Raw genomic sequence first — 21,657 nt, forward strand, 5'->3', positions numbered from 1 at the left:
CGGTCAGTGCGCAGCCGCAGCAAAGGTCGCGTCGGGCTTCACCGCGCGCAGCGCGGCCATCATCTCGGCCTCGATGCGGTGCAGCGCCTCGGGGGTGTGGCCCTCGAAGCGCAGCACCAGCACCGGCGTGGTGTTGGAGCTGCGCACCAGGCCGAAGCCGTCGTCGTACTCGACACGCAGGCCGTCGATCGTCACCACCTCGCGCGCGCCGGGGAACTTGGCCGTCTCCAGCAGGCGCTGCACCACGCGCCTGGGCTCGCCCTCGTCGCAGGGCACGTTCAGCTCGGGCGTGCTGTGGCTGGTGGGCAGCGCATCGAGCACGGCGCTGGGGTTCTTCGCGCGCGACAGGATCTCCAACAGCCTGGCTGCGGTGTAGGTGGCGTCGTCGAAGCCGTACCAACGCTCGCCGAAGAAGATGTGGCCGCTCATCTCGCCGGCGATCGGCGCGCCGATCTCGCGCATCTTCGCCTTGATCAGCGAATGGCCGGTCTTCCACATCAGCGGCGTGCCGCCCGCAGCGCGGATCGCCGGCGCCAGGCGCTGGGTGCACTTGACGTCGAAGATCACAGTGCCGCCCGGCTGACGCGAGAGGATGTCCTGCGCGAACAGCATCAGCTGGCGGTCGGGATAGATGATGTGGCCGTCGACCGTGACCACGCCGAGCCGGTCGCCGTCGCCATCGAAGGCCAGGCCGAGTTCGGCGCCGCTGGACTGCACGGTGCGGATCAGGTCGGCCAGGTTCTCCGGCTTGCTCGGATCCGGGTGGTGGTTGGGAAAGTCGCCGTCGACCTCGGAGTACAGCTCGATCACCTCGCATCCCAGCGCGCGCAGGATCGCCGGCGCCGAGGCGCCCGGGATGCCGTTGCCCGAGTCGACCACGATCTTCATCGGGCGCGAGAGCTTGCAGTCGCCCGCGATGCGCGCCCGGTACTCGGCGCCGATGTCCATCGCGGCGGAGCGGCCCGGCCGGCGCACGTAGTCCTCGCGCTCGATGCGCTGGCGCAGCGCCTGGATGGCGTCGCCATAGATGGCCTGGCTGGCCAGCACCATCTTGAAGCCGTTGTAGTCCTTGGGGTTGTGGCTGCCGGTGACCTGGATGCCGCTGTGGCACCCATGCTGGCCGCGCGTGGCGGCCACGTAGTAGAGCATCGGCGTGGTCACGGCACCGAGGTCGACCACGTCCAGCCCGGTCGACGCCAGGCCGCGGATCAGCGCGGCTGCCAGACCGGGGCCGGACAGCCGTCCGTCGCGCCCCACCGCCACCGCGCGTTCGCCGGCGGCGACGGCCTCGCTGCCGAAGGCGCGGCCGAGGTGCTCGGCGAAGCTCTCGTCGATGGTCTTGCCGACCACGCCGCGGATGTCGTAGGCCTTGAAGATGCTGGGATCGACTTGCATGGGTGTGGCTCGGTTGAGAATCGCGGCATTGTAGGGAGAGCGGGACTGGACGCTTCACTCATCGTCATCGTGCTCGGCGCAGCGCTGGCCGGCTTCATCCAGGGCCTGTCCGGCTTCGGTTTCGGGCTGACCGCGATGGCCGTCTGGGCCTGGGCGCTGGAGCCGCGTCTGGCCGCCGTGCTGGCGGTGACCGGCGCGCTGGCCGGCCAGTTGCTGGCGGCGCTGACGGTGCGGCGCGGCTTCGACGGGATGCGCCTGGCGCCCTTCGTCGCTGGTGGCCTGCTCGGCCTGCCGCTCGGCCTGTGGCTGCTGCCGCGGCTGGACGTGCCGCTGTTCCGCGCCCTGCTCGGCGCCCTGCTCGTCACCTGGTGCCCGCTGATGCTGCTGGCGCCGCGGCTGCCACGCATCGCGCGCGGCGGGCGGATCGGCGACGGCCTCGCCGGCATCGCCGGCGGCGTGATGGGCGGCCTGGGCGGCTTCACCGGCGCGATCCCGACGTTGTGGTGCACGCTGCGCGGCTTCGACAAGGACGCGCAGCGCGCGGTGATCCAGAACTTCAACCTCGCGATGCTGTCGGTGACCTTCGCCGCCTACCTCGCCAACGGCTTCGTCACCCGCGAGATGCTGCCCTCGCTGGCCCTCGTGCTGCCGGCGATGCTGCTGCCCGCGCTGGTCGGCATGCGCGTCTACATCGGCATCAGCGAGCTGGCGTTCCGGCGCATCGTGCTGCTGCTGCTGACGGCCTCGGGGGTGGCGCTGCTGGTGGCCTCGGTGCCGGTGCTGACGAGTCGTTGATCCGGCCGTGGGGCAGGAGCGCAGCGACTCGGGGGGCTCAAGCAAACCTGCCGTGCAGGAACCAGCCGCCGCCCTCGCCGCCGGGCAGGCGGGCGCGGTAGAGCCAGACCAGCGCGCCTTCGGCATCCTCGGCGATGAAGTAGTCGCGCTCGGCGAGCTCGTGATCCCACCAGCCGGCCTCGATGCGCTCGGGGCCGCTGAGCAGCCGCAGCACGCGGCCGGCCCGCAGCGGCCGGTCGTCGCGCACCGCCAGCGGCTCGGGCGGCGCGAGCAGCCACACCGGACGCAGCGGCGTGGCCGGCACGCTGACCACCGCGCCGCGCTGGCCGATGCGCGCGGGCTCGGCCGGCCGCACCGCGCTGGCGCGTTCGGGGCGGTGGTCGTGCACTGCCTGCAGCCGCTGCACGTGCCCGGCGCCGAGCCTCGCCTGCAGCCGCTCGACCAGCCGCACCAGGCCCTCGCGCTCGCTGGCGGCACTGGGGAACAGCTCGCCGCTGGGCGCCTCGCCGGGCACGATCTCGCGCGCCGACAAGCGCAGTTCCAGTGTCGGCGCCGGCAGTTGCAGCTGCGCCAGCCGCTCGCGCAGCAGCACCTGCAGGTGCGCCGGGTCGCGTGAGGGCTCGGCCAGGACCACCTCCAGCACGGTCTGCGGCGGCACCTGCGCATCGCTGCGCCAGCGCGGCTCGTGCTGCATCGCCAGCGCGAAGCCGCGCACGAAGGCATGCTGCGCAGCCAGCCAGCTCGCCAGCCGCGCGAGCAGCATGCCGGCGGCATGCAGCACCTGCTCGGCACTGTCGGCGCGGGCGAACAGTTCGAGCCGGCTCTCGAAGTGCGGCGGCAGGGCGATCGCCACGCGCGGATCGGGGCGCTCGCCGTAGGCGCGGTCGAGGTCGGCCAGCAGCGCAGGGCCGAAGCGCCTCGCCAGACCCGAGCGCGGCAGGCGGCGCAGGTCGGCCAGCGTCGAAAGCCCCATGCCTTGCAGTGCCTCCCAGTGCTCGCGGCCCGGGCCGAGCAGCCACACCGGCAGCGCGTCGAGCGCGCGTTGCATCGCCGGCGGCTCCTGGCAATGCACGCGTCGCGGCCCGCGTGCGAGCAGTGCGGCGCCCAGCGGCGTGAGCGCGCTCGCCGCCTGGATGCGGTGGCCCAGCGGCGTGACCGCTTCGCGCAGCCGCTGCAGCAGCCGCGCCGGTCCGCCGAAGTAGCGCAGGCTGGAGCGCACTTCGAGCAGCACGGTGTCGGCGCTGCGCTGCGGGTCGTGCGAGGGTTGCAGGCACACGCTGGGCGTGAAGGCGAGCGCAGCATGGGCGACGGCGGTCAAGGCCGACGCGTCGCGCGACGCGTCGGCCTGGCCGATCAGCAGGTCGGGCGCGAGGGCCAGCGCGGTGGCGCGCTTCTGGCCGGGTTCGACGCCGAGGGTGCCCGCCGCCGCGTTGGCCGCGGCGATGTGGTGGCCGTCGACCAGGGCGAGCGGCGCTTGCGCCTGCTCGCCCGGCAGCGTGGTGGCGAAGGCTTCGAGCGACAGCAGCGGCAGGTGCAGTGCGATCCAGAGCACGGCGCGAATGTCTTCACGGCGCTCAGCCGAGGTCGACGAAGGTGGCCACCGCGAGCGACGGCACGCTGTCCATGCGCTCGACGCGCCGGCGGGCGCGCGCCGCCTCGGACAGCACCGGCGGCAGTTCCAGCACGATCGGCGTTTCCAGCGGCGGGCCGCGGCGCTTGAGCACGCGCAGCGCCAGTGCATCCGGCCCGGCGGCGCGCAGCGCCAGGCGCAGCGGCGCGGCGCTGGGCCGCTCGCCCGCGGCCAGCTCGCGCATCACGAAGGCGGCGCCGTCGTGCGCCTGCGCGGCGAGTTGCAGCCGGCGCAGGCGCTCGGCGCGCAGCCGCGGCGGCAGCCAGGCCACCAGCGCGCCGACATGGCCGCTTCGGAGTGCCTGCTCGAAGGCCCACAGGCTGTCGCTGCCAGGCACGACGCGCTGGCGCGTCTGCACCACCAGCAACTGCTCGACGTCCAGCCCGAGCTGCGCCAGCGCCCAGGCGGAAAGCTGCGCCGGTGGGTCGAACAGCATCACCAGCCGGCCGCCGCGCTGCGCCGCGGCAAGGCTGGGCGCGAGCAGGCGGATCTCGCCGATGCCCGGATGCGGCAGCAGCAGCTCGCTGAGCGTGCGCCGCGGCCAACCGCCGCCGGGCAGTTGCGCGTCGAGTTCCGCAAAGCCGCTGGGCACACCGTCGCCGCGCGTTCGGCCGAGCTGGTGGCCGAGCCACAGCGCCGGATGCAGGTCCTCCGGCGCGGGGCGCACGTTGGCGCGCTGCAGCGCCGCAGCAGGCGGGAATGCAGGCTGGGCAGGAGAAACAACAGCGGGCACGGCGTCCATTTGGATACTGTACGTTTATACAGTCTCCGGTGCAAGCCGCCGCCCAGGCAAGATCACGGCCCATGCCCACCGCCAGCGTCCCCTGCCCCTGCGGCTCCGGCCTGCCCTACGACGCCTGCTGCGGCCGCTTCCACGAAGGCGCGCTGCACCTGCAGGCACCCGACGCCGAGCGGCTCATGCGCTCGCGCTACAGCGCCTACGTGCTGGGCCTGCGCGACTACCTGCTCGCCACCTGGCACCCGAGCACGCGGCCGGCATCACTGGAGAGCGATCCGCCCGGGCTGAAGTGGCTGGGCCTGGAGGTGCGCCGCCATGAACGACAGGACGAGAACCGCGCCACCGTGCGCTTCGTCGCGCGCAGCAAGCTCGGCGGGCGCGCCCAGCGGCTGCAGGAGACGAGCCGCTTCGTGCGCGAGGGCGGGCGCTGGTACTACGTCGACGGCGACCTGGGCTGAGCCCGCCGGCGGGCCTGGTTCAGGCGAACTCCTGCCGCACCGGCAGCGACATCAGCCGGTGGATGATCCAGCCGAGCAGAGCGCAGGCCGCCAACGTCATCGCCGCGCCCATCGCGCGCGCCGCGGTGACGAATCCGCCGAACACGCCCAGCACCTGCTCGGGCAGCGGCGTGCGGCTGAGCGTGCTCTCGACCACCGACTGCACCACCTCATGCTGGAACCACAGGCCGAGCAGGTTGGCGACGATGGCCAGCACCAGCATGCCGATGAAGGCGCGGCGCGCCCAGTCCAGGCGCAGCAGCAGGCCGATCGCCGAAGCCAGCGTGGCCAGCGACACCACCAGCCCGGCGCCCACCACCCAGGGCAGGTAGGCGATCAGCAGGCCGGTGAGCAGCGGCAGCGGCCGCTGAGCGCCGCTGCTCTGCCAGCCCGGCAGCAGCGAGGCCACGGCAGCGTTCTGCACCACCGCCGAGGCCACCGCCAGCAGCGACAGGGCGATGAACACCCAGGCCACCGTGGTGACGAAGAGCGAGCGGGATCCGACGTTGAAGGTCTGCGGCATGGCGACGACTCCGGCAGGCGGTGCAAGCACACCGTGGTCGGAATTGTGGGCGGCGGTGTGTGACAGGACATCCCACACCCAGGCACCTCCCCCGTGACCGCGGGATGGTGTGTGCGTTCGCCGCCACACCCACGCCGCGCGCCGCCGCAGGCCCGAAGCCCGAATCGTTCAGACGGCTTCCGGCACCATCGTGATGGCACCGCAGGGGCACTCGGCGGCGCACAGCCCGCAGCCCTTGCAGTAGTCGAGGTTGAACGCGAAGCGCTTGCCGGGCCCGAGCTTGATGACGGCGTTGTCGGGGCAGACGCCGTAGCAGTTGTCGCACTCGAAGCAGTTGCCGCAACTCAGGCAGCGGCGCGCCTCGAAGAGGGCATTGCCCTCGTCCAGCCCGCCCTGCACCTCGTCGAAGCTGGTCTGCCGCCGCGCCAGGTCGAGCAGCGGACGCACGGTGGCCGGCGCATCGCTGTAGTACCACGTGTTGAGCTTATCGAAGCTGGCCGTCTCGTGCTTCCTCGGCACCGGCACGCCGGTGCCGCGCAGCCAGGCGTCGATGTGCCGCGCCGCCTTCTTGCCGTGGCCCACCGCCACCGTCACGTTGCGCTCGGCCGGCACCATGTCGCCGCCGGCGAACACGCCGGGCCGGCCGGTCATCATCTGCGCGTCGACCTGCACCACGCCGTCGCGGATCGTCAGGCCGGGTACGCCGTCGAGCAGCGAGAGGTCGACGTCCTGGCCGAGCGCGAGCACCAGCGAATCGGCCTTCAGCGTCTCGAATTCGCCGGTGGGCTGCGGCTTGCCCTCGTCGTCGAGCACCATCTTCTCCACCGTCAGTTCGCCGGCGTCGGCCTGGCGGATGGTGGACAGCCACTTGATCGTCACGCCCTCCTGCAGCGCCTCCTCCACCTCGAAGTCGTGCGCCGGCATGCGGTCGCGGGTGCGCCGGTAGACGATCACCGCCTCGGTGGCACCCAGGCGCCGGGCGGTGCGCGCCACGTCGATGGCGGTGTTGCCGCCGCCGTAGACGACGACACGTCGGCCGAGCATCGGCTTGTCCTCGCCTTCCATGCTGCGCAGCACCGACACCGCGTCGAGCACGCGCGCCGAGTCGCCGGCCGGGATGAAGGCGCGCCTGGCGATGTGCGCACCGACGGCGAGGAAGGCGGCGTCCAGCCCCTCGTCGCGCATCATCGCCTGGAGGTCGGCCACCTTGGTGTCGAGGCGGATCTGCACGCCCATGGCGACGACCCGCGCCACCTCGGCGTCGAGCACCTCGCGCGGTAGCCGGTACTTCGGGATGCCGAAACGCATCATGCCGCCCGGCCGTGGCCCGGCTTCGAACACGGTGACGCGGTGGCCGAGACGGCGCAGGTGGTAGGCGGCGCTCAGCCCCGAGGGCCCGGCGCCGACGACGCCGACGTGCTTGCCGGATTCGGCCGCCGGCAGATCGAAGGCCCAGCCTTGCCTGATGGCCTCGTCGCCGAGGAAGCGCTCGACGGCGTTGATGCCCACCGGCGCGTCGAGCTTGCCGCGGTTGCATGCGCCTTCGCAGGAGTGGTAGCAGACCCGGCCCATGATCGCCGGAAACGGGTTGTCGCGCACCAGGTGGCGCCACGCGGCCTCGTAGTGGCCGGCCTCGGCGTGATACAGCCAGCCCTGGATGTCCTCGCCGGCCGGACATTGCTGGTTGCACGGCGGCAGGCGGTCGACATAGACCGGGCGGCTGGAGCGCCACGAGCCGGTCTTGTTGGCCAGCGACGAGCCGACGTCGAGCGTGATCGCGAAGGGCTTGTCCATGCTCAGACCGCTTCCGTCTCGGTGACCGGATCGAGCAGGCCGTACTCGCGGATGTGGCGGTCGGCCATCGCCTGGATCCGCGCGATGACCTCGTCGCGGCGCTGCGGCGCGAACAGGTGGCCGAAGCGCTTCTGCGGCTTCAGGTACTCTTCCACCGGCACGCGCCTGCGGATCTTGGCCACCGCCGTGACCTCGCCATGCGTCGCCTCGAACACCGGAAACAGTCCCGACTGCTGCGCCAGGCGGGCGAGCCGGATGGTGTCGTGCGAGGCCGAGCCCCAGCCCAGCGGACAGGGCACCAGCACATGCAGGTAGCGCGCGCCGTGCAGCGACATGGCACGCGCCACCTTCGCCTCCAGGTCATGCAGGTCGGCCACCGTCGCGGTAGCCACGTAGGGAATGCCGTGCGCCATCGCGATGCGCGGCAGGTTCTTGCCCTGGCCGAAGCGATTGCCCGGCTGCGCGCCGACGGCCGGCGTGGTGGCGGTGCGTGCCGCCGCCGGCGTGGCCGACGAGCGCTGCACCCCGGTGTTCATGTAGGCCTCGTTGTCGTAGCAGATGTAGAGCACGTCGTCGTTGCGCTCGAACATGCCCGACAGGCAGCCGAAGCCGATGTCGGTGGTGCCGCCGTCGCCGCCCTGCGCGATGACGCGCACCGCGCTGCGGCCCTTCACCCTGTTTGCCGCCGCGATGCCGGTGGCCACCGCCGCCGTGTTGCCGAACAGCGAGTGGATCCACGGCAGCTGCCACGAGGTCTCGGGATACGGCGTGGAGAACACCTCGAGGCAGCCGGTGGCGTTGGCCGCGATCAGTTGCCTCTGGGTCGCCCGCATTGCCGCGTCGACCGCGTAGCGGGCGCCGAGCGCCTCGCCGCAGCCCTGGCAGGCGCGATGGCCGGAGTTGATCGCGTTGCTTCGCTCGAGGCTCGCCTGCACGCTGCGCTGCTCGGGGGCGAGCAGGCGATTGCCGACGGTGAAGGTGCCGGTCTGGTAGAACTTGATCGTCTGTGCCGACATGGCCTGGCCCTCAACTGACGCGCGACGCGACGGCGCCGACGTCGCGCAGCATCGACTCCGCCGCCGGCCCGATGCGTTCGCCGCTGCGCTCGCGCTCGAGCTGCCGCTCCACCACCTTCCAGTCCATGTCGAGAAAGGTCAGCGGTTCCAGCGTGTCGGCGATCGCCTCGGTGAACACGCGCTGCAGCGACGCCTGCGTGATCGCCCGCCCGCCCAGCCCGGCGATCACCGTGTAGCCGTTGCGGCGCGTGCCCGACATCGCCATGCGCACGTCGTTGGCGACGATGCCGCCCAGCCCCACCGAGAAGCTCTTTTCCAGCACCACCACGCGCTCCGCATGCACCAGCGCCTCGCGCACCGCCGCCAGCGGGAACGGCCGGAACGAGGTGATGCCCAGCACGCCGATGCGCTCGCCCTCCTTGCGCATCGCGTCGACCGTGTCCTTGATCGTGCCGATCACCGAGCCGAGCGCGACGACGATCGTGTGCGCGTCTTCGCAGCGGTAGCAGTGCAGCAGGCCGCCGCTGTCGCGCCCGAAGACGTCCCTGAATTCGGCGGCGATCTGCGGAATGCGCTCGAGCGCGCGCATCTGCCGCGCATGCGCCAGGTAGCGGACCTCGGCGAAGGCCTCCGGCCCCACCATCGCGCCGATGCTCACCGGTTCGGCCGGGTCGAGCACCTGGCGCGGCACGTAAGGCGGCAGGAAGGCATCGACCTGCGCCTGCGTGGGCATGTCGACGCGCTCGTAGGCGTGCGTGAGGATGAAGCCGTCCATGCACACCATCACCGGCAGGCTCATCTCCTCGGCGAGCTTGAAGGCCTGCAGGTGCAGATCCAGCGCCTCCTGGTTGTTCTCGGCGAACAACTGGATCCAGCCGCAGTCGCGCTGGCTCATCGAGTCGCTGTGGTCGTTCCAGATGTTGATCGGCGCACCGATGGCGCGATTGGCCACCGTCATCACGATCGGCAGGCCCAGACCCGAGGCGTTGTAGACCGCTTCGGCCATGAACAGCAGCCCTTGGCTGGCGGTGGCGGTGTAGGCGCGTGCGCCGGCTGCCGAGGCGCCAATAGCCACGCTCATCGCGGCGAACTCGCTCTCGACGTTGATGAACTCGCAGGGGCTCAGCGTCCCGTCCTTCACCAGTTCGCCGAGCGCCTCGACGATGTGCGTCTGCGGCGAGATCGGGTAGGCGCAGATCACCTCCGGGCGGGCCAGCGCCACCGCCTCGGCGACGGCGCGCGAGCCCTCAATCTGTCTGTGCATGGACCGGCTCCCGCATTTCCTTCCTCACGTACTCGAAGGCCTCGGCGGCCGCGGCCACGTTGCCCTCCGCGACCTTGCCGGCGAACTTGTCGCGGATCGCGTGCGCCACCGCGTCGAGGGTGATCAGGCCGCTGATCGCCGCGAATCCGCCGAGCAGCGCCGCGTTGGGCAGCGGCCGGCCCACGTGGCGCTGCGCGATCTCACTGGCCGGCACGTTGGCCAGCCGCTCGCGACGGAAGCGCCGGACGAAATCACCCACACCCAGCTCGTCGAAGCTGCGCATCGAGTTGATGAGCACGTAGCCGTCGGGCTTCAGGCCCTGGAACACGTCGACCTGGTGCAGCAGCGTCGGGTCCTGGATGATCAGCGCATCCGGTGCCATCACCGGCTCGCGCAGGCGGATCTCGCGGTCCGCGATGCGGCAGAAGGCGACCACCGGCGCCCCGGTGCGCTCGGAGCCGAAGCTCGGAAACGCCTGTGCATCACGCCCTTGCTCGAAGGCGGCGATCGACAGCATCTCGGCGCCGGTGACAACACCCTGCCCGCCACGGCCGTGGATGCGGATCTGGAACACATGCCTCTCCTGCGTGTGCGTCGGCGCATTCTTCGGGCCGATGCGCTCCCCAGGCTTGTCCTGCATCAAGCGCGCGGCGCGGCGACAATGCCGCAGCCTCTCGCGCCTCGCGCCCCGTTCATGCACCCCGGAATCCTCTACGCCGCCTCTGCCTATGTGGTCTGGGGCCTGTTCCCGCTTTACTTCAGCCACCTCTCGGCCGTCGCCGCCAGCGAGGTGCTGGTGCACCGCATCGTCTGGTCGCTGGTGTTCGTGATCGCGCTGCTGGCCTGGCGCAGGCAGTGGGCCTGGCTGGCGCCGACGCTGCGGCAGCCCAGGGTGATCGGCGCCTCCGTGGCCAGCGCGCTGCTGCTGTCCTGCAACTGGGTGACCTACATCTGGTCGGTAAGCAACGGCCATGTGCTCGATGCCAGCCTGGGCTACTTCATCACGCCGCTGGTCAACGTGCTGCTCGGCTATACCGTGCTGCACGAACGGCCGAGACGGCTGCAATGGGCGGCACTCGGACTGGCCATGCTCGGCGTGGTCTGGTTGACTGCGCAGGCGGGCCAGTTGCCTTGGATCGCCCTGGTGCTGGCGGGCAGCTTCGGCGCCTACGGGTTGCTGCGCAAGATCGCGCCGCTCGGCGCACTGGAGGGGCTGACGCTGGAGACGCTGTTGCTCGCGCCGCCGGCCCTGATCGCGCTGGCGCTGTGGTGGGGCCGCGGCCCGACGAGCTTTCCGGCGCCGGACCTGTCCACCAACCTGTGGCTGATCGGCGTCGGCCCGCTGACCGCGGTGCCGCTGCTGCTCTTCGCCGCCGGCGCCCGGCGCATCTCGATGACGACGCTGGGACTGCTGCAGTACATCGGCCCGTCGATCCAGTTCGCGCTGGGGGTGTGGCTGTTCAACGAGCCCTTCGGCAGCCAGCGTCTGGTCGGTTTCGTGCTGATCTGGACGGCATTGCTGGTGTACAGCGCCGACGGCTGGCGGGTGGCGCGGCGTTCGGTGGCTGCGGCGGCCTGATTCGCTGCGCCGGCACCTTGTCGCCCGCTGGCCGTGCTTCGATGGCACGCCGTGGGCACGCTGTCGCCCTGCCTGCGCGGGTGGCCGTTGCTGCTGGCGGCCATGGCGCTTCATTGCGCCGCGCAGACGCCAGCCGCTGCGGTCCGTGCCGATTCGCTGCCGACCCGTGTCACGCTCGGCATCGAGCGTGTGCATCTGCCCGCCGGCGAAGCGCTGGGGCTGGTCGGCGGGTCCTTGCTGGTCGAGGTGGGCGACGGCTGGAGCGTCGGTCCCGCGGTCTACGGCGCCGCGACGGGACGGCGTGGCGGCCTCTTCGTCGAAGGCGTCGAACTGCAGCGCCACTGGCCGCTCGGCCACGGTGTGGGACTGTCGGCCGGCATCTTTGCGGGCGGCGGCGGGGGTGCCGCGGCACCGGTGGGCAGCGGGCCGATGCTGCGGCCTGCCTTGACGCTGCTGTCGGACGTCGGCCCCCGCCTGCAGGCCGGGCTGTCGTGGTCGCAGCTGACACTTCCGAGCGGTGACATCCGCAGCCGCCAGTTCGGCCTGGTGCTTGCGCGGCGCGACGACTTCCGCCACGACGTCGGCGGGCGCGGGACCGATCCGCTCGCGGCGGACGGTGCGGTGTCGGGCGACGCCGCAGGCTACATGGAGATCCTGGCCGCCAGCCTCTTCAGCATGGCACCGCTGCCCCAGATGCTGCCCCGCTGGCGGGTCGGAGCGCGCGTCGGCGCAGAACTCGGCGGCGGCGTGCGGGTCGATGGCGGCGCACTCGCCCAGGCGCTGCTGTGGGCCGGCTGGGCGCCACGCGGCGGCATCGAGTGGCGCGCCGGCATCGGCAAGGTGCGCGCCCTGCGCGCTGGTCTGGACAGCGCGCTGTTCGAGCTGTCCTGGACGCGTGCCTTCGGCGCGAGCGGCTCCTGAAGCGGCACGCCCGCTGCTACGCCAGGTCGCCCGCCAGGGTCGCCAGCGTGTCCGGCGCGATCACGACATGCGCGGGATAGTGGGTGTGGTCGCAGCCGAGCTTGACGCTGGCGCCGGCGCGCACCGCCTCGCGCGCCGCCTGCGGGAACTCGAAGCGCAGGAAGTGCACCGACGAGGTCTTCTCCTCGTTCTCGCGGTCCAGGTCCTCGTCGGCGATGGCGTAGATGCGCGCATGGCCCTCGACCTCGACGAACATGCGGTCCTCCACGCCGATCAGCCGCGCCAGCTCGCGCTTGCGCTCGTGCGGATCGGGGTACTCGATGAGCATCGTCGCCTTCCAGTTGGTGCCGTCCGGCACCAGCGGCGCATAGGCGTCGATCTCGCTCTGGATGCCCTCCTCGTCGAAGATCTTCTCGATGTGCAGCATCTCCTGGATCTGGCGGCGGATCGTCTTCTCGTCCTCGAACTGCACGCTGATGTGCTCGCCGAGATGCACGGTGCGCAGCCGGCGGTGGGCGATGACCTCGGGCTTGCTGCTCTTGCGGATCTTCGAATAGGCCTCCAGCGTGAGGAGGCTGTCGCGGGTGATGGTCATGCTTCTCTCCATCGGGGGTTTCACATACCGTAGGCGATGCGCAGCAGGCTCAGCGGGTGTGCCAGCTTGGCAGCGGGCAGCTGGTTGTTCGCCATGCCCTGCGCGATGTGGTGGCCGGCGAGCTGGCAGTCGGAGCTGATCCAGTCGGGCTCGTCCTTGGCCATCAGCTTGAACACCGGCTTGCCGATCTTCATGGCGATCTCGTGGTACGGCTTCTTCACGCCGTAGGTGCCGGCGTGGCCCGAGCAGCGCTCCACCGTGTTGAGCTGCACCGTGACTGACTGACCGATCAGCTTGAGCATCTCCTCGGTCTTCTTGCCGATCTTCTGCACGCGCCCGTGACAGGGGATGTGGTAGCTGACCTTGCCCAGCGGCGTCTTGAAGTCGGTCTTCAACAGGCCGTCCTTGTGGCGCGCCATCAGGTACTCGAAGGGGTCGAACATCGCCTCCTGCACCGCCTTCACGTCGGCGTCGTGCGGGAACAGCAGCGGCAACTCCTGCTTGAACATCAGCGTGCACGAGGGAATGGCGCTGAGGATGGCGTAGCCCTCCTTGGCGTACTCCGCCAGCACCGGGATGTTCGCTTCCTTGTGCCGGGCCACGCCGTCCAGGTCGCCGAGCTCGAGCTTGGGCATGCCGCAGCACGACTCCTTCTCGACGATCACGTAGGGAATCTGGTTGTGCTCGAGCGTGGCAATCAGGTCGTGGCCGATGCCGGGCTCGTTGTAGTTGACGTAGCAGGTGGAGAAGATCGCCACCTTGCCGGGGCTGCGCTCCCCATCCTTCACTGCCGTGGCGCTGCCCTGCTTCTTCGCGCTCCAGCGGAATCGGCGCGTGGCCAGCTCGGGCATCCAGGCGTCCTTGTGCACGTCCAGCGCGCTCTCCATCACGCTGCGCGCCGCCTGGGTGCGGTTGATGGCGTTGACAGCCTGCACGACGACGGGGATGCCGGCGAAGGAGCCGTGCACGTCGGTCGAGGCGAGGAATTTCTCGCTGGCCTTGACCCCGCCCTTCCTGAACTTGATCGCCTTGGCGCGCAGCATGGTGTGCGGGAAGTCGAGGTTCCACTCGTGCGGTGGCACGTAGGGGCACTTGGTCAGGTAGCACAGGTCGCAGAGGTAGCACTGGTCGACGACCTTCCAGTAGTCCTCCTTCTTCACGCCGTGCACTTCGCCGTCGTCGGTGGCGTCGACCAGGTCGAACAGGTTGGGGAACGACTGGCACAGGCTGACACAGCGGCGGCAGCCGTGGCAGATGTCGAAGATGCGCTCCATCTCCTTGAACGCCAGTTCCTCGTTGTAGAAGTCCGGGTTCTTCCAGTCGACGGCATGGCGGGTGGGGGCTTCCAGGTTGCCTTCGCGAGCGGTCATGTTTGTTCTCCTCGGTCCACCAATGAACAAGGGGCACGAAGCCCCTTGTCGTTCGAGCGCAGTGCCGGCGTCAGTCGACCAGCGCGTCGAGCGCCTTCTGGTAGCGGTTGGCGTGCGAACGCTCGGCCTTGGCCAGCGTCTCGAACCAGTCGGCGATCTCGTCGAAGCCCTCTTCGCGCGCCTGCTTGGCCATGCCCGGGTACATGTCGGTGTACTCGTGCGTCTCGCCGGCGACGGCCGCCATCAGGTTCTGGCGGCTGTTGCCGATCGGCAAGCCGGTGGCCGGGTCGCCCGAGCCGTTCTCGAGGAACTCGAGATGGCCGTGGGCGTGGCCCGTTTCGCCTTCGGCGGTCGAGCGGAACAGCGCCGCGACGTCGTTCTGGCCTTCCACGTCGGCCTTGTTTGCGAAGTACAGGTACCGGCGGTTCGCCTGCGATTCGCCCGCGAAGGCGTCCTTCAGGTTCTGCTCGGTCTTCGATCCTTTCAAGCCCATGTCGCTCTCCTGTCGTTGAGTTGACCCGAACGGCCGCGTGCGCGATGGCGCGTCGAACCGCGGCACCCGAATACGCTACCCCACGCATGGGGGTGGGGCAAATACAAATGGTCTATGCATGGGATTGGCAAAGACTATGCCCAACCGCACCACGATCGAGTTCTCATTTCAATGAGAAGCGTTCGTAACCACGTCACCGCCGGGCAGCCCGAGCAGGCCGAGCGCGAGGCGGTGCAGCCGGGTGCTCGCATCGGCGAGATCGTGCAGCACGGTGAAGTGGTTCGCGCCGGCGATCGTCTCGCACACCGGCACGCTGCGCTCACCCCAGACCTGGCGGATCAGTCTGTTCTGGCGCAGGAACTCCTCGCTCTCGTCACCGCCCACCACGGCGGCCAGCGGGCCCTTCGGCGCGGGCATCAGCGCCGGGCTCAGGCGGCGCGCAGAGGCCTCGGTGAGCCGGAGGTCCGGCGCGAGGAAGGGCGTGCGGCGCAGCGGCTCCATGTCGAACAGTCCGGAGATCGACAGCGCGCCGTGCAGCACAGTGGCCGGCAGATCTTCGCCGACACGCGGCCATTCGCAGCAGGCCATCATCGCGGCCAGGTGCCCGCCGGCCGAATGGCCACCGACGACGATGCGACCCGGGTCGCCACCGTGCGCGCGCGCGTGGCGATGGACCCAGGCGATGGCCTTCACCACCTGCAGCGTGATCTGCTCGATGGTCACCGCCGGGCACAGCGCGTAGTTCGGCACCACCACCAGCGCGCCCGCGTCGACCAGCGCCGGCGCGACGAAGGAATGGTCGCGCTTGTCGAGTGCGCGCCAATAGCCGCCGTGGATGAACACGAACACCGGTGCATCGCGGCGCTCGGTGCGGAAGACGTCGAGCGTCTCGCCCTCACCTTCGCCATAGCTCAGGTCGAGCGTGCAGTCCGCCTGCGCGCGCGCCAGGGCCGAAGCGTTCGCCCAGCGCTCGAGGATGCGCGCTGCGTCGTGGACGCGGGCGCGGTTGTTGTACTGAGCGTCCAGCCATGTCGGATCAGGTGGGTTCGTCATCGCGTCTCCGGCTCGCCGTGAATCAGCGGTTCTACCGCGCCGGCGACCCGGATCGCGCTCGCGGAGTTTGGTAGAATGCGCGAGTTCGTGGGGGGGTAGCTCAGCTGGGAGAGCGTCGCGTTCGCAATGCGAAGGTCGGGAGTTCGATCCTCCTCCTCTCCACCACGCCAAACCTAAGTGCTTGATTCCTAACGGGCTCAAGCACTTTTTCGTTGTGCCGATTGCTCGGTGATGCACAGACCTGATGCTCACGAGCCTTCGCACTGGCGCAGGCCGGCCCATCTGGCCCACCGCAGCAGCGTCGGCGACTTCCGCACCCGGCCGCGACTACGGAGCGAACCCGCTAACCCGCACCCAGCCGCCACGGGTGCGTCTTGTCGATTGCATCGCGCTGGCGGAAAGCCTTGGGTGACACACCCACCGTTCGCTTGAAGACCTTGGAGAAGCTGAAGGCGTCCTGGTAGCCCACCTCGGCGGCCACGGCCTCCAGCCTGTGGTCGGTTTCGGCCAGCAGGCGCATGGCGCGCTGCATGCGCAGCAAGCGCAGGTGGTTCAGCGGCGTGTCACCCATGGCGTCGCGGAAGCGCTCGGCCAGCGCGGTGCGTGACAGGCCTGCGTGCTGCGCCAGTTCGTCCAGCGTCCAAGGGTGTGCGCTGCGCTCGTGCATCAGCGTGAGGGCGCGCCGCACCTGCGGGTCACGCACGGCGTGGCTCCAGCCGTGCCCGGCCTGGCCGCGCTCGGCCGCGATCTCGCGCAGCGCATACGTGAACACCATGTCCAGCAGCGCCTGCACGATGGTGTCGGTGCCCGGCTCCGCGGCCCGGATCTCCTGCTCCATCAGCCCGGCGGCCAGCGCCAGCGGACCCAGGCGCGGGCGCGCATCGGCGCGCAGCACGGTCCAGTGCGGCAGCTCGGCGAAGAAGGGGTGCAGCGGCGTGTTCCACAGTTGGTAGGCGCCACCCACCACCACGCTGCTGCCCGCCTGCATGGGCCCGAGCTCGTGCGTGATGGTCTGCGGTTGCAGGCCGGCCAGGCGGGGCCCCACGCTCAGCGCATGGTCGCAGCCACGTGCCATGAAGGCCACGTCGCCGGTGGCCAGCGCCAGGGGCTCGATCAGCGTGGGCGCGTGCACGTGCACCGGCCCCTGCACAACCACGTGCAGGCCGATGCTCTTGTCGCAAGGGAAGCGCAGCGCCACGTCGGCCGGAATGGCGCGCAGGCCCAGCACGCGACGCCGCAGGCCGGCGTCCTGAAAAATGTCTGAAAGGAGGTCCACTTAGGACGATTGGACATGAAACTTGAACGATTGTCCATTACGGGTTCGCTCGTGGACCGGCAAGATGCACGCCATCGCAACCCCAACCCAGGAGCATCCCATGTCCCGCATCCTCGTCGTCGGCGCCAGCGGCACCGTCGGTTCCGAACTCTCCCGCCTGCTGGTCGACCAGGGCGAGAAGGTGGTCAAGGCCACCAGCCGCAAGCCCAGCGCCGCCGACCAGGTGCAGGTGGATCTCGTCAGCCAGTCCGGCCTGAAAGCTGCCTTCGGCAGCGTGGAGCGCGCCTTCTTCCTGGCGCCGCCCGGGCATGCCAATCAGGAAGCGCTGCTCGCCCCGCTGATCGACGAAGCGAAGGCGCACGGTCTGAAGAAGGTCGTGCTGATGACGGCCATGGGTGCCAACGCCGATGAGAACGCGCCGATGCGCAAGGCCGAACGTCGGCTGGAAGCCTCGGGCCTGGCCTTCAACATCATCCGGCCGAACTGGTTCATGCAGAACTTCAACACCTTCTGGCTGCACGGCATCCAGACCGCCGGTCAGATCTTCCTGCCGGTGGGCGCCGCGAAGGGCAGCTTCATCGACGCGCGTGACATCGCGGCCGTGGCCGCCCGACTGCTGACCAGCGAGACCTTCGCCAACCGCGACTTCGACCTCACCGGCCCGCGCGCGCTGGACCATGCCGAAGTGGCGGCCATCCTGATGCGGGCCACCGGCAAGACGATAGGCTTCACCGACATCTCGCCCGACGCCATGCTGCAGGGGCTGCTGGGGGCCGGCCTGCCGAAGGACTACGCGGAGTTCCTGGTGCTGATCCTGGGCTACTTCAAGGCCGGCTACGCCGAGCGCACCACCGACGCCGTGCAGCAGATCACCGACCAGCCGCCGCGCACGATCGAGCAGTACGCGAAGGACTACCGGGCCAGCTGGGTCTGACTTGCGCAGCGGCAGCGTGGCGGCGTCGCCGGCACCTGAACCTGGCGCATCTTCCGCGAGATCGGGCCCATGGTGCACGAGTCGGTCGAGGGTCAGGCGATGGAGCTGGGCCGGGTGCACGACGGCGTCTGCGTCCTCGACGAACCCGACTGCCTGAGCATGATCCTGAAGAAGACCTGCTGGTACACCAGCATCCAGCCGTGCCGCATCGGCGCGCTGGTGGCCACCGGCGGCGCGGCCGACCCGGAGCGCTTCAACCGCTTCGGCGACCAGATGGGCGCGGCGGTCCAGATCCAGGACGACATCCTGAACCTCGTCGCCGGTGCGAAGCGCTACGGCGAGGAGATCGACGGCGACAGCTGGGAGGGCAAGCGCACGCTGATGCTGATGCACGCCTACCGGCACGCGAACGTGCGCGAACAGCGCCGCATCGAGCGCTATCTCGCCGCGCCGTGCGAGTTCGTGCTGCTCCATGGCGATCGGCCCGACTCGATGGACAAACGCTTCATCGAGTCGGTCGTGCTGGAGATGATCGAGCGCCAGGACGGCGGCACGGCCAGCCGCGCGGCCACCTGCAGCCCGAGTTCGGCCGCGCTGCCGGCGACGCCGACGCCGACGCTCCAACGCACTGATTCGGCCGGGTGGCGCGCCATCGTCGCCATACTGTCGAGCACGGCGCCGCGGGCGTACCCCCTAAGGACCTCGCCTGCGCCCGTCGTCGCGGTCGATGGCTGCCCTGACGCAGCGACGGCTTGCCGTGAGGTTACAGCCCCGCTGCGTCGAACGGCGCTTCGGTCCGACCCATGCAGCTCCACGGAACTCCCGGCCCCCCGGGAGACCTCGGTACCCTTCCAGCGTCGGCGCCCCAGCCATCGCCCACTCCGACGCCCGACGGCCACGCCAGCGGCGCAGCGGCCAGCAGTCATTCGCTCCGGCAAGGGTCGAACGGCCGCTCGTCGAGGCAGTCGGTTCAACCTCCCGACCCAGGGCAGGCCTTCGCGCCGCATGTTGGCCGCGATTCGCTGCAAGCCGATGTTGGGACTTGCCGCGCAACCTCACGGCATGTTCAAGGTCTGGGCCAGGTGCGAGTAGACGGCACCGACGCGGCGCAGATGGCGGGATTCGGGATGCGTCAGCAACCACAGTTCCGTCTCGCATTCCTCCAAAGGTTCGGTCAGCCGGACGACATCGTTTCGACCATCGGCCAGGAACAAGGGCACGATGCCCACGCCCATCCCCAGCGCCACCAGTTCCAGGACGGACAGGATGCTGTTCACACGATAGCGCGGGGCCACCTTGGGGAAGTGGCGCTTGCGCCAGACGACGGATGGATGTTCGGGCAGCGCGTCATCGGGCGCGATCCAGTCTGATCGGCCGGCCTCGACATCGACGAGCTTGCGCACGCCGCCTCGCTTGGCCCCATACAGCGCGAGCCGGATCGGGCCGATCTGCTTGCCCACCAGGTGTTGCGGCGGGCGCTTGGTCGCGCGCACGGCGATGTCCGCGTCGCGTCGAGTCAGGCTGGCAAGTTCGTTGCCGGTGTGGAGTTCATAGCTGAGCAGCGGATGAACCGTGCACAGGGTGCGCAACGCAGGCGCGACCAGGCCGTGCAGGACCGTGTCGGTCGTCGTGATACGCACCGTGCCCGAGATCTGCGAGGGCGCCGCCTCGACGGACGAGCGGGCGGCCTCGAGCGCTGTCTCCATCTGTTCGGCGTGCTCCGCCAGTGCCGAGGCGATCTCGGTGGCGAGATAGCCCGATCGAGTCCGCTCGAACAGCGGGCGCCCGAGACCGCGTTCGATGCGTTGCAGCGAACGGAACACCGTGGAGCCATCGACGCCGAGGCGTTCCCCCGCCTTGGCCAGCGTTCCACCGCGCACCAGCGCGAGCGTCACCTCCAGGTCGCCAGGGCTCAGTTTGTATTGCGGCATTGCAATCATCGATTGCCTAATTGTCTATTTATATTTCCAGATTGCAATCCTACAGTCTGAGCGTCCGCCACCCTCCAATGGAGTCACCCGATGAACCCTTCCGCCTCATTCACCACCCAGCTCGGCATTGCCTTGCTCCGCGTGAGCCTGGGGGTCATGTGGATCGCGCATGCCCTGCTCAAGCTGCTGGTGTTCACCCTGCCCGGCACGGCACAGTTCTTCGCGAGCATCGGCATCCCTGGCGTTCTGGCCTACCCGGTGTTTGCGGCCGAGCTGCTCGGCGGTCTTGCACTGCTGCTGGGCGTGTACGCGCGGCAGGCCGCGTTGGCTCTGGCGCCGGTGATGGCCGTGGCCGCCTGGGTGCACCTGCCCAACGGCTGGGTCCACACCAGCGCCGGCGGGGGCTGGGAGTACCCGGCATTCCTGATCGTCGCGTCCATCGCCCTGTGGCTGCTCGGCGATGGCGCGGCTGCCATCAAGCGGAGCGATCGGCTGGTTCCCCGACTGGGGGCCGCCTGAATCGACCCACCCTCGTTCGACGCTCCCCCGACAAGGAGACCCCATGAAGCTCTACTACGCTCCCGGTGCCTGTTCGCTCGCCGTTCACATCGTCCTGCGCGAGACCGGCACCACCTTCGACGGCATCGCCGTTGACCTCGTCAGGCACACCACCGCCGACGGTGCCGACTTCCGCACCATTTCGCCGCGTGGTTACGTGCCGCTGCTGCAACTGGACGACGGCTCGCGCCACACCGAGGCGGCATCGCTGCTCCAGTACGTGGCCGACCTCGATCCGACCCAGTCGCTGATCGGTGCCGCAGGCTCGGCGCGGCGACTCGCCGTCGTCGAGTGGCTGACCTTCGTCAGCACCGAGTTGCACAAGGCCTTCAGCCCCTGGCTGTGGCACAAGGAGACAGCGGACTCGACCCGGCATGCCGTCAAGGACACGCTGGCCACACGGTTCGCAGAGCTCGACGCCCTTCTGTCGAGGCAGGATTACCTGGCCGGCGAGTACAGCGTCGCCGATGCGTATGCATTCACCATCGTCAACTGGGCCAACTTCCTGGCGCTGCCGCTGACCCCGTACCCACGCCTGAAGGCTTACCTCGCAAGGGTGTCCGAGCGGCCGTGCGTGCACGATGCCCTGCGAGCGGAAGGGCTCATCAAGTGAGCGGGTCGCTCGTGCTGGTGTCGCACGCGCTCTGCCCCTACGTGCAGCGCGCAGCCGTCGTGCTGCTCGAGAAGGGCGTGCCGTTCGAGCGCCGCGACATCGACCTCGCGAACAAGCCGGATTGGTTCCTGAAGATCTCGCCGCTCGGCAAGACACCGGTGCTGCTGGTGGGCGACAAGGCCATCTTCGAGTCCGCCGTGATCTGCGAATACCTGGAGGAGACCGCCCTGCCGCGCCTGCACCCTTCCAACGCGCTGCAGCGGGCGCAGCACCGGTCGTGGATGGAATTCGGCTCGGCACTGCTGGCCCTCATCGGCGCCTTCTACAGCGCCGCTGACGAGCCCACGCTGCTGGCGCGCGCAGCAGACGTCCGCGCCCGCCTGGAACAGATCGAGGTCGCACTGAAGGACGGGCCCTACTTCGCGGGCGATTCCTTCAGCATCGTCGACGCGGCCTTCGGGCCGGTGTTCCGCTACTTCGATGTCTTCGATGTGATCGGCGAGTTCGGCTTCTGGAACGGCCTGCCGAAGGTGCAGCGGTGGCGGCGGGCGCTTGCAGCCCGGCCGTCGGTGGCCGACGCGGTGCACCCGGATTACCCCGAACAGCTTCGTCGGTTCCTGCTGGCACGCCGTTCCGCCTTGACCCGGCTCATGATTCCGGCAGACACACCCGCCTGAGCGG

General features: G+C 69.9%; 23 protein-coding genes and 1 tRNA gene. 10 read left to right on the forward strand and 14 right to left on the reverse strand.

Annotated elements, in window-relative coordinates; translation table 11 throughout:
• Positions 1-3 precede the first annotated feature (3 nt).
• A complete protein-coding gene (locus Q0599_RS14295) occupies positions 4-1,395 on the reverse strand; it encodes a phosphomannomutase/phosphoglucomutase (RefSeq protein ID WP_298830501.1) in 1,392 nt (463 codons plus the stop codon).
• Positions 1,396-1,440: 45 nt separating this feature from the next.
• Between Q0599_RS14295 and Q0599_RS14300 the strand changes: the two genes are divergently transcribed.
• A complete protein-coding gene (locus Q0599_RS14300) occupies positions 1,441-2,190 on the forward strand; it encodes a sulfite exporter TauE/SafE family protein (protein ID WP_298832691.1) in 750 nt (249 codons plus the stop codon).
• 37 nt (positions 2,191-2,227) lie between these two features.
• Here the strand turns inward: Q0599_RS14300 and Q0599_RS14305 are convergent, their stop codons facing one another.
• Together Q0599_RS14305 and imuA are read right to left on the reverse strand one after the other, a co-directional pair.
• Entirely contained in the window at positions 2,228-3,742 is a 1,515-nt protein-coding gene (locus tag Q0599_RS14305) for a DNA polymerase Y family protein (RefSeq protein WP_298830503.1), read from the reverse strand.
• 22 nt (positions 3,743-3,764) lie between these two features.
• Positions 3,765-4,562, reverse strand: coding sequence for a translesion DNA synthesis-associated protein ImuA (gene imuA / locus Q0599_RS14310; RefSeq protein WP_298830504.1), 798 nt, complete (start codon positions 4,560-4,562; stop codon positions 3,765-3,767).
• 62 nt (positions 4,563-4,624) lie between these two features.
• Here imuA and Q0599_RS14315 point away from each other — a divergent pair, with 62 nt between their 5' ends.
• Entirely contained in the window at positions 4,625-5,017 is a 393-nt protein-coding gene (locus tag Q0599_RS14315) for a YchJ family metal-binding protein (protein ID WP_298830506.1), read from the forward strand.
• Positions 5,018-5,036: 19 nt separating this feature from the next.
• Here the strand turns inward: Q0599_RS14315 and Q0599_RS14320 are convergent, their stop codons facing one another.
• The 5 genes from Q0599_RS14320 to Q0599_RS14340 all read right to left on the reverse strand — a co-directional run bounded on the left by Q0599_RS14320 (position 5,037) and on the right by Q0599_RS14340 (position 10,227).
• The gene (locus tag Q0599_RS14320; protein ID WP_298830508.1) at positions 5,037-5,579 is read right to left on the reverse strand and encodes a hypothetical protein; all 543 of its coding nucleotides are present in this window, start codon (positions 5,577-5,579) and stop codon (positions 5,037-5,039) included.
• Between the two features lie 168 nt (positions 5,580-5,747).
• On the reverse strand, positions 5,748-7,373 hold the full coding sequence (locus Q0599_RS14325; protein WP_298830510.1) for an NAD(P)-binding protein: 1,626 nt from the start codon (positions 7,371-7,373) through the stop codon (positions 5,748-5,750).
• Between the two features lie 2 nt (positions 7,374-7,375).
• Positions 7,376-8,389 (reverse strand): thiamine pyrophosphate-dependent enzyme, encoded by a 1,014-nt coding sequence (locus Q0599_RS14330; protein ID WP_298830512.1) that lies wholly within the window; start codon positions 8,387-8,389, stop codon positions 7,376-7,378.
• Between the two features lie 10 nt (positions 8,390-8,399).
• A complete protein-coding gene (porA, locus tag Q0599_RS14335) occupies positions 8,400-9,653 on the reverse strand; it encodes a pyruvate ferredoxin oxidoreductase (RefSeq protein ID WP_298830514.1) in 1,254 nt (417 codons plus the stop codon).
• Entirely contained in the window at positions 9,637-10,227 is a 591-nt protein-coding gene (locus Q0599_RS14340) for a 2-oxoacid:acceptor oxidoreductase family protein (protein ID WP_298832695.1), read from the reverse strand. The genes porA and Q0599_RS14340 overlap by 17 nt, the downstream gene beginning before the upstream one ends.
• 120 nt (positions 10,228-10,347) lie before the next feature.
• Between Q0599_RS14340 and rarD the strand changes: the two genes are divergently transcribed.
• Both rarD and Q0599_RS14350 read left to right on the forward strand, forming a co-directional pair.
• A complete protein-coding gene (rarD, locus tag Q0599_RS14345) occupies positions 10,348-11,232 on the forward strand; it encodes an EamA family transporter RarD (RefSeq protein WP_298830515.1) in 885 nt (294 codons plus the stop codon).
• A 51-nt stretch (positions 11,233-11,283) separates the two neighbouring features.
• Entirely contained in the window at positions 11,284-12,153 is an 870-nt protein-coding gene (locus Q0599_RS14350) for a hypothetical protein (protein ID WP_298830516.1), read from the forward strand.
• Between the two features lie 16 nt (positions 12,154-12,169).
• On the opposite strand, the gene Q0599_RS14355 is transcribed toward Q0599_RS14350, so the two are convergent.
• The 4 genes from Q0599_RS14355 to Q0599_RS14370 all read right to left on the reverse strand — a co-directional run bounded on the left by Q0599_RS14355 (position 12,170) and on the right by Q0599_RS14370 (position 15,664).
• Positions 12,170-12,748: a DUF3501 family protein gene (locus Q0599_RS14355; protein WP_298830517.1), complete on the reverse strand. Its 579-nt coding sequence runs from the start codon at positions 12,746-12,748 to the stop codon at positions 12,170-12,172.
• A 20-nt stretch (positions 12,749-12,768) separates the two neighbouring features.
• On the reverse strand, positions 12,769-14,118 hold the full coding sequence (locus Q0599_RS14360; RefSeq protein ID WP_298830518.1) for a heterodisulfide reductase-related iron-sulfur binding cluster: 1,350 nt from the start codon (positions 14,116-14,118) through the stop codon (positions 12,769-12,771).
• A 70-nt stretch (positions 14,119-14,188) separates the two neighbouring features.
• Positions 14,189-14,611 carry a rubrerythrin family protein gene (locus tag Q0599_RS14365; protein ID WP_298830519.1) on the reverse strand — a complete coding sequence of 141 codons (423 nt, stop codon included), beginning with the start codon at positions 14,609-14,611 and terminating at the stop codon, positions 14,189-14,191.
• A 168-nt stretch (positions 14,612-14,779) separates the two neighbouring features.
• Complete coding sequence (locus Q0599_RS14370; RefSeq protein WP_298830521.1) at positions 14,780-15,664, reverse strand: alpha/beta hydrolase; 885 nt, start codon at positions 15,662-15,664, stop codon at positions 14,780-14,782.
• Positions 15,665-15,753: 89 nt separating this feature from the next.
• Here Q0599_RS14370 and Q0599_RS14375 point away from each other — a divergent pair.
• Positions 15,754-15,829 (forward strand) — tRNA-Ala (locus Q0599_RS14375).
• A gap of 178 nt (positions 15,830-16,007) precedes the next feature.
• On the opposite strand, the gene Q0599_RS14380 is transcribed toward Q0599_RS14375, so the two are convergent.
• Positions 16,008-16,940, reverse strand: a complete 933-nt coding sequence (locus Q0599_RS14380; protein ID WP_298830522.1) for an AraC family transcriptional regulator — start codon at positions 16,938-16,940, stop codon at positions 16,008-16,010.
• A gap of 100 nt (positions 16,941-17,040) precedes the next feature.
• Between Q0599_RS14380 and Q0599_RS14385 the strand changes: the two genes are divergently transcribed.
• Together Q0599_RS14385 and Q0599_RS14390 are read left to right on the forward strand one after the other, a co-directional pair.
• Positions 17,041-17,874, forward strand: a complete 834-nt coding sequence (locus Q0599_RS14385) for an SDR family oxidoreductase (protein WP_298830524.1) — start codon at positions 17,041-17,043, stop codon at positions 17,872-17,874.
• A gap of 69 nt (positions 17,875-17,943) precedes the next feature.
• A complete protein-coding gene (locus Q0599_RS14390) occupies positions 17,944-18,966 on the forward strand; it encodes a polyprenyl synthetase family protein (RefSeq protein ID WP_298830525.1) in 1,023 nt (340 codons plus the stop codon).
• Here Q0599_RS14390 and Q0599_RS14395 read toward each other — a convergent pair.
• Positions 18,930-19,814 carry a LysR family transcriptional regulator gene (locus tag Q0599_RS14395; protein ID WP_298830526.1) on the reverse strand — a complete coding sequence of 295 codons (885 nt, stop codon included), beginning with the start codon at positions 19,812-19,814 and terminating at the stop codon, positions 18,930-18,932. The genes Q0599_RS14390 and Q0599_RS14395 overlap by 37 nt on opposite strands.
• Positions 19,815-19,895: 81 nt before the next feature.
• Here Q0599_RS14395 and Q0599_RS14400 point away from each other — a divergent pair, with 81 nt between their 5' ends.
• From Q0599_RS14400 to Q0599_RS14410, 3 genes are read left to right on the forward strand one after another with little or no spacing between them, the layout of a single operon-like run.
• On the forward strand, positions 19,896-20,324 hold the full coding sequence (locus tag Q0599_RS14400; protein ID WP_298830528.1) for a DoxX family protein: 429 nt from the start codon (positions 19,896-19,898) through the stop codon (positions 20,322-20,324).
• 43 nt (positions 20,325-20,367) lie between these two features.
• Positions 20,368-20,976, forward strand: coding sequence for a glutathione transferase GstA (gene gstA, locus Q0599_RS14405; RefSeq protein WP_298830530.1), 609 nt, complete (start codon positions 20,368-20,370; stop codon positions 20,974-20,976).
• A complete protein-coding gene (locus Q0599_RS14410; RefSeq protein WP_298830532.1) occupies positions 20,973-21,653 on the forward strand; it encodes a glutathione S-transferase family protein in 681 nt (226 codons plus the stop codon). Before gstA ends, Q0599_RS14410 begins: the two co-directional genes overlap by 4 nt.
• Positions 21,654-21,657 lie beyond the last annotated feature (4 nt).

The sequence above is a fragment of the uncultured Piscinibacter sp. genome, from assembly GCF_937952055.1.
Classification (GTDB): Bacteria; Pseudomonadota; Gammaproteobacteria; order Burkholderiales; family Burkholderiaceae_C; genus Piscinibacter.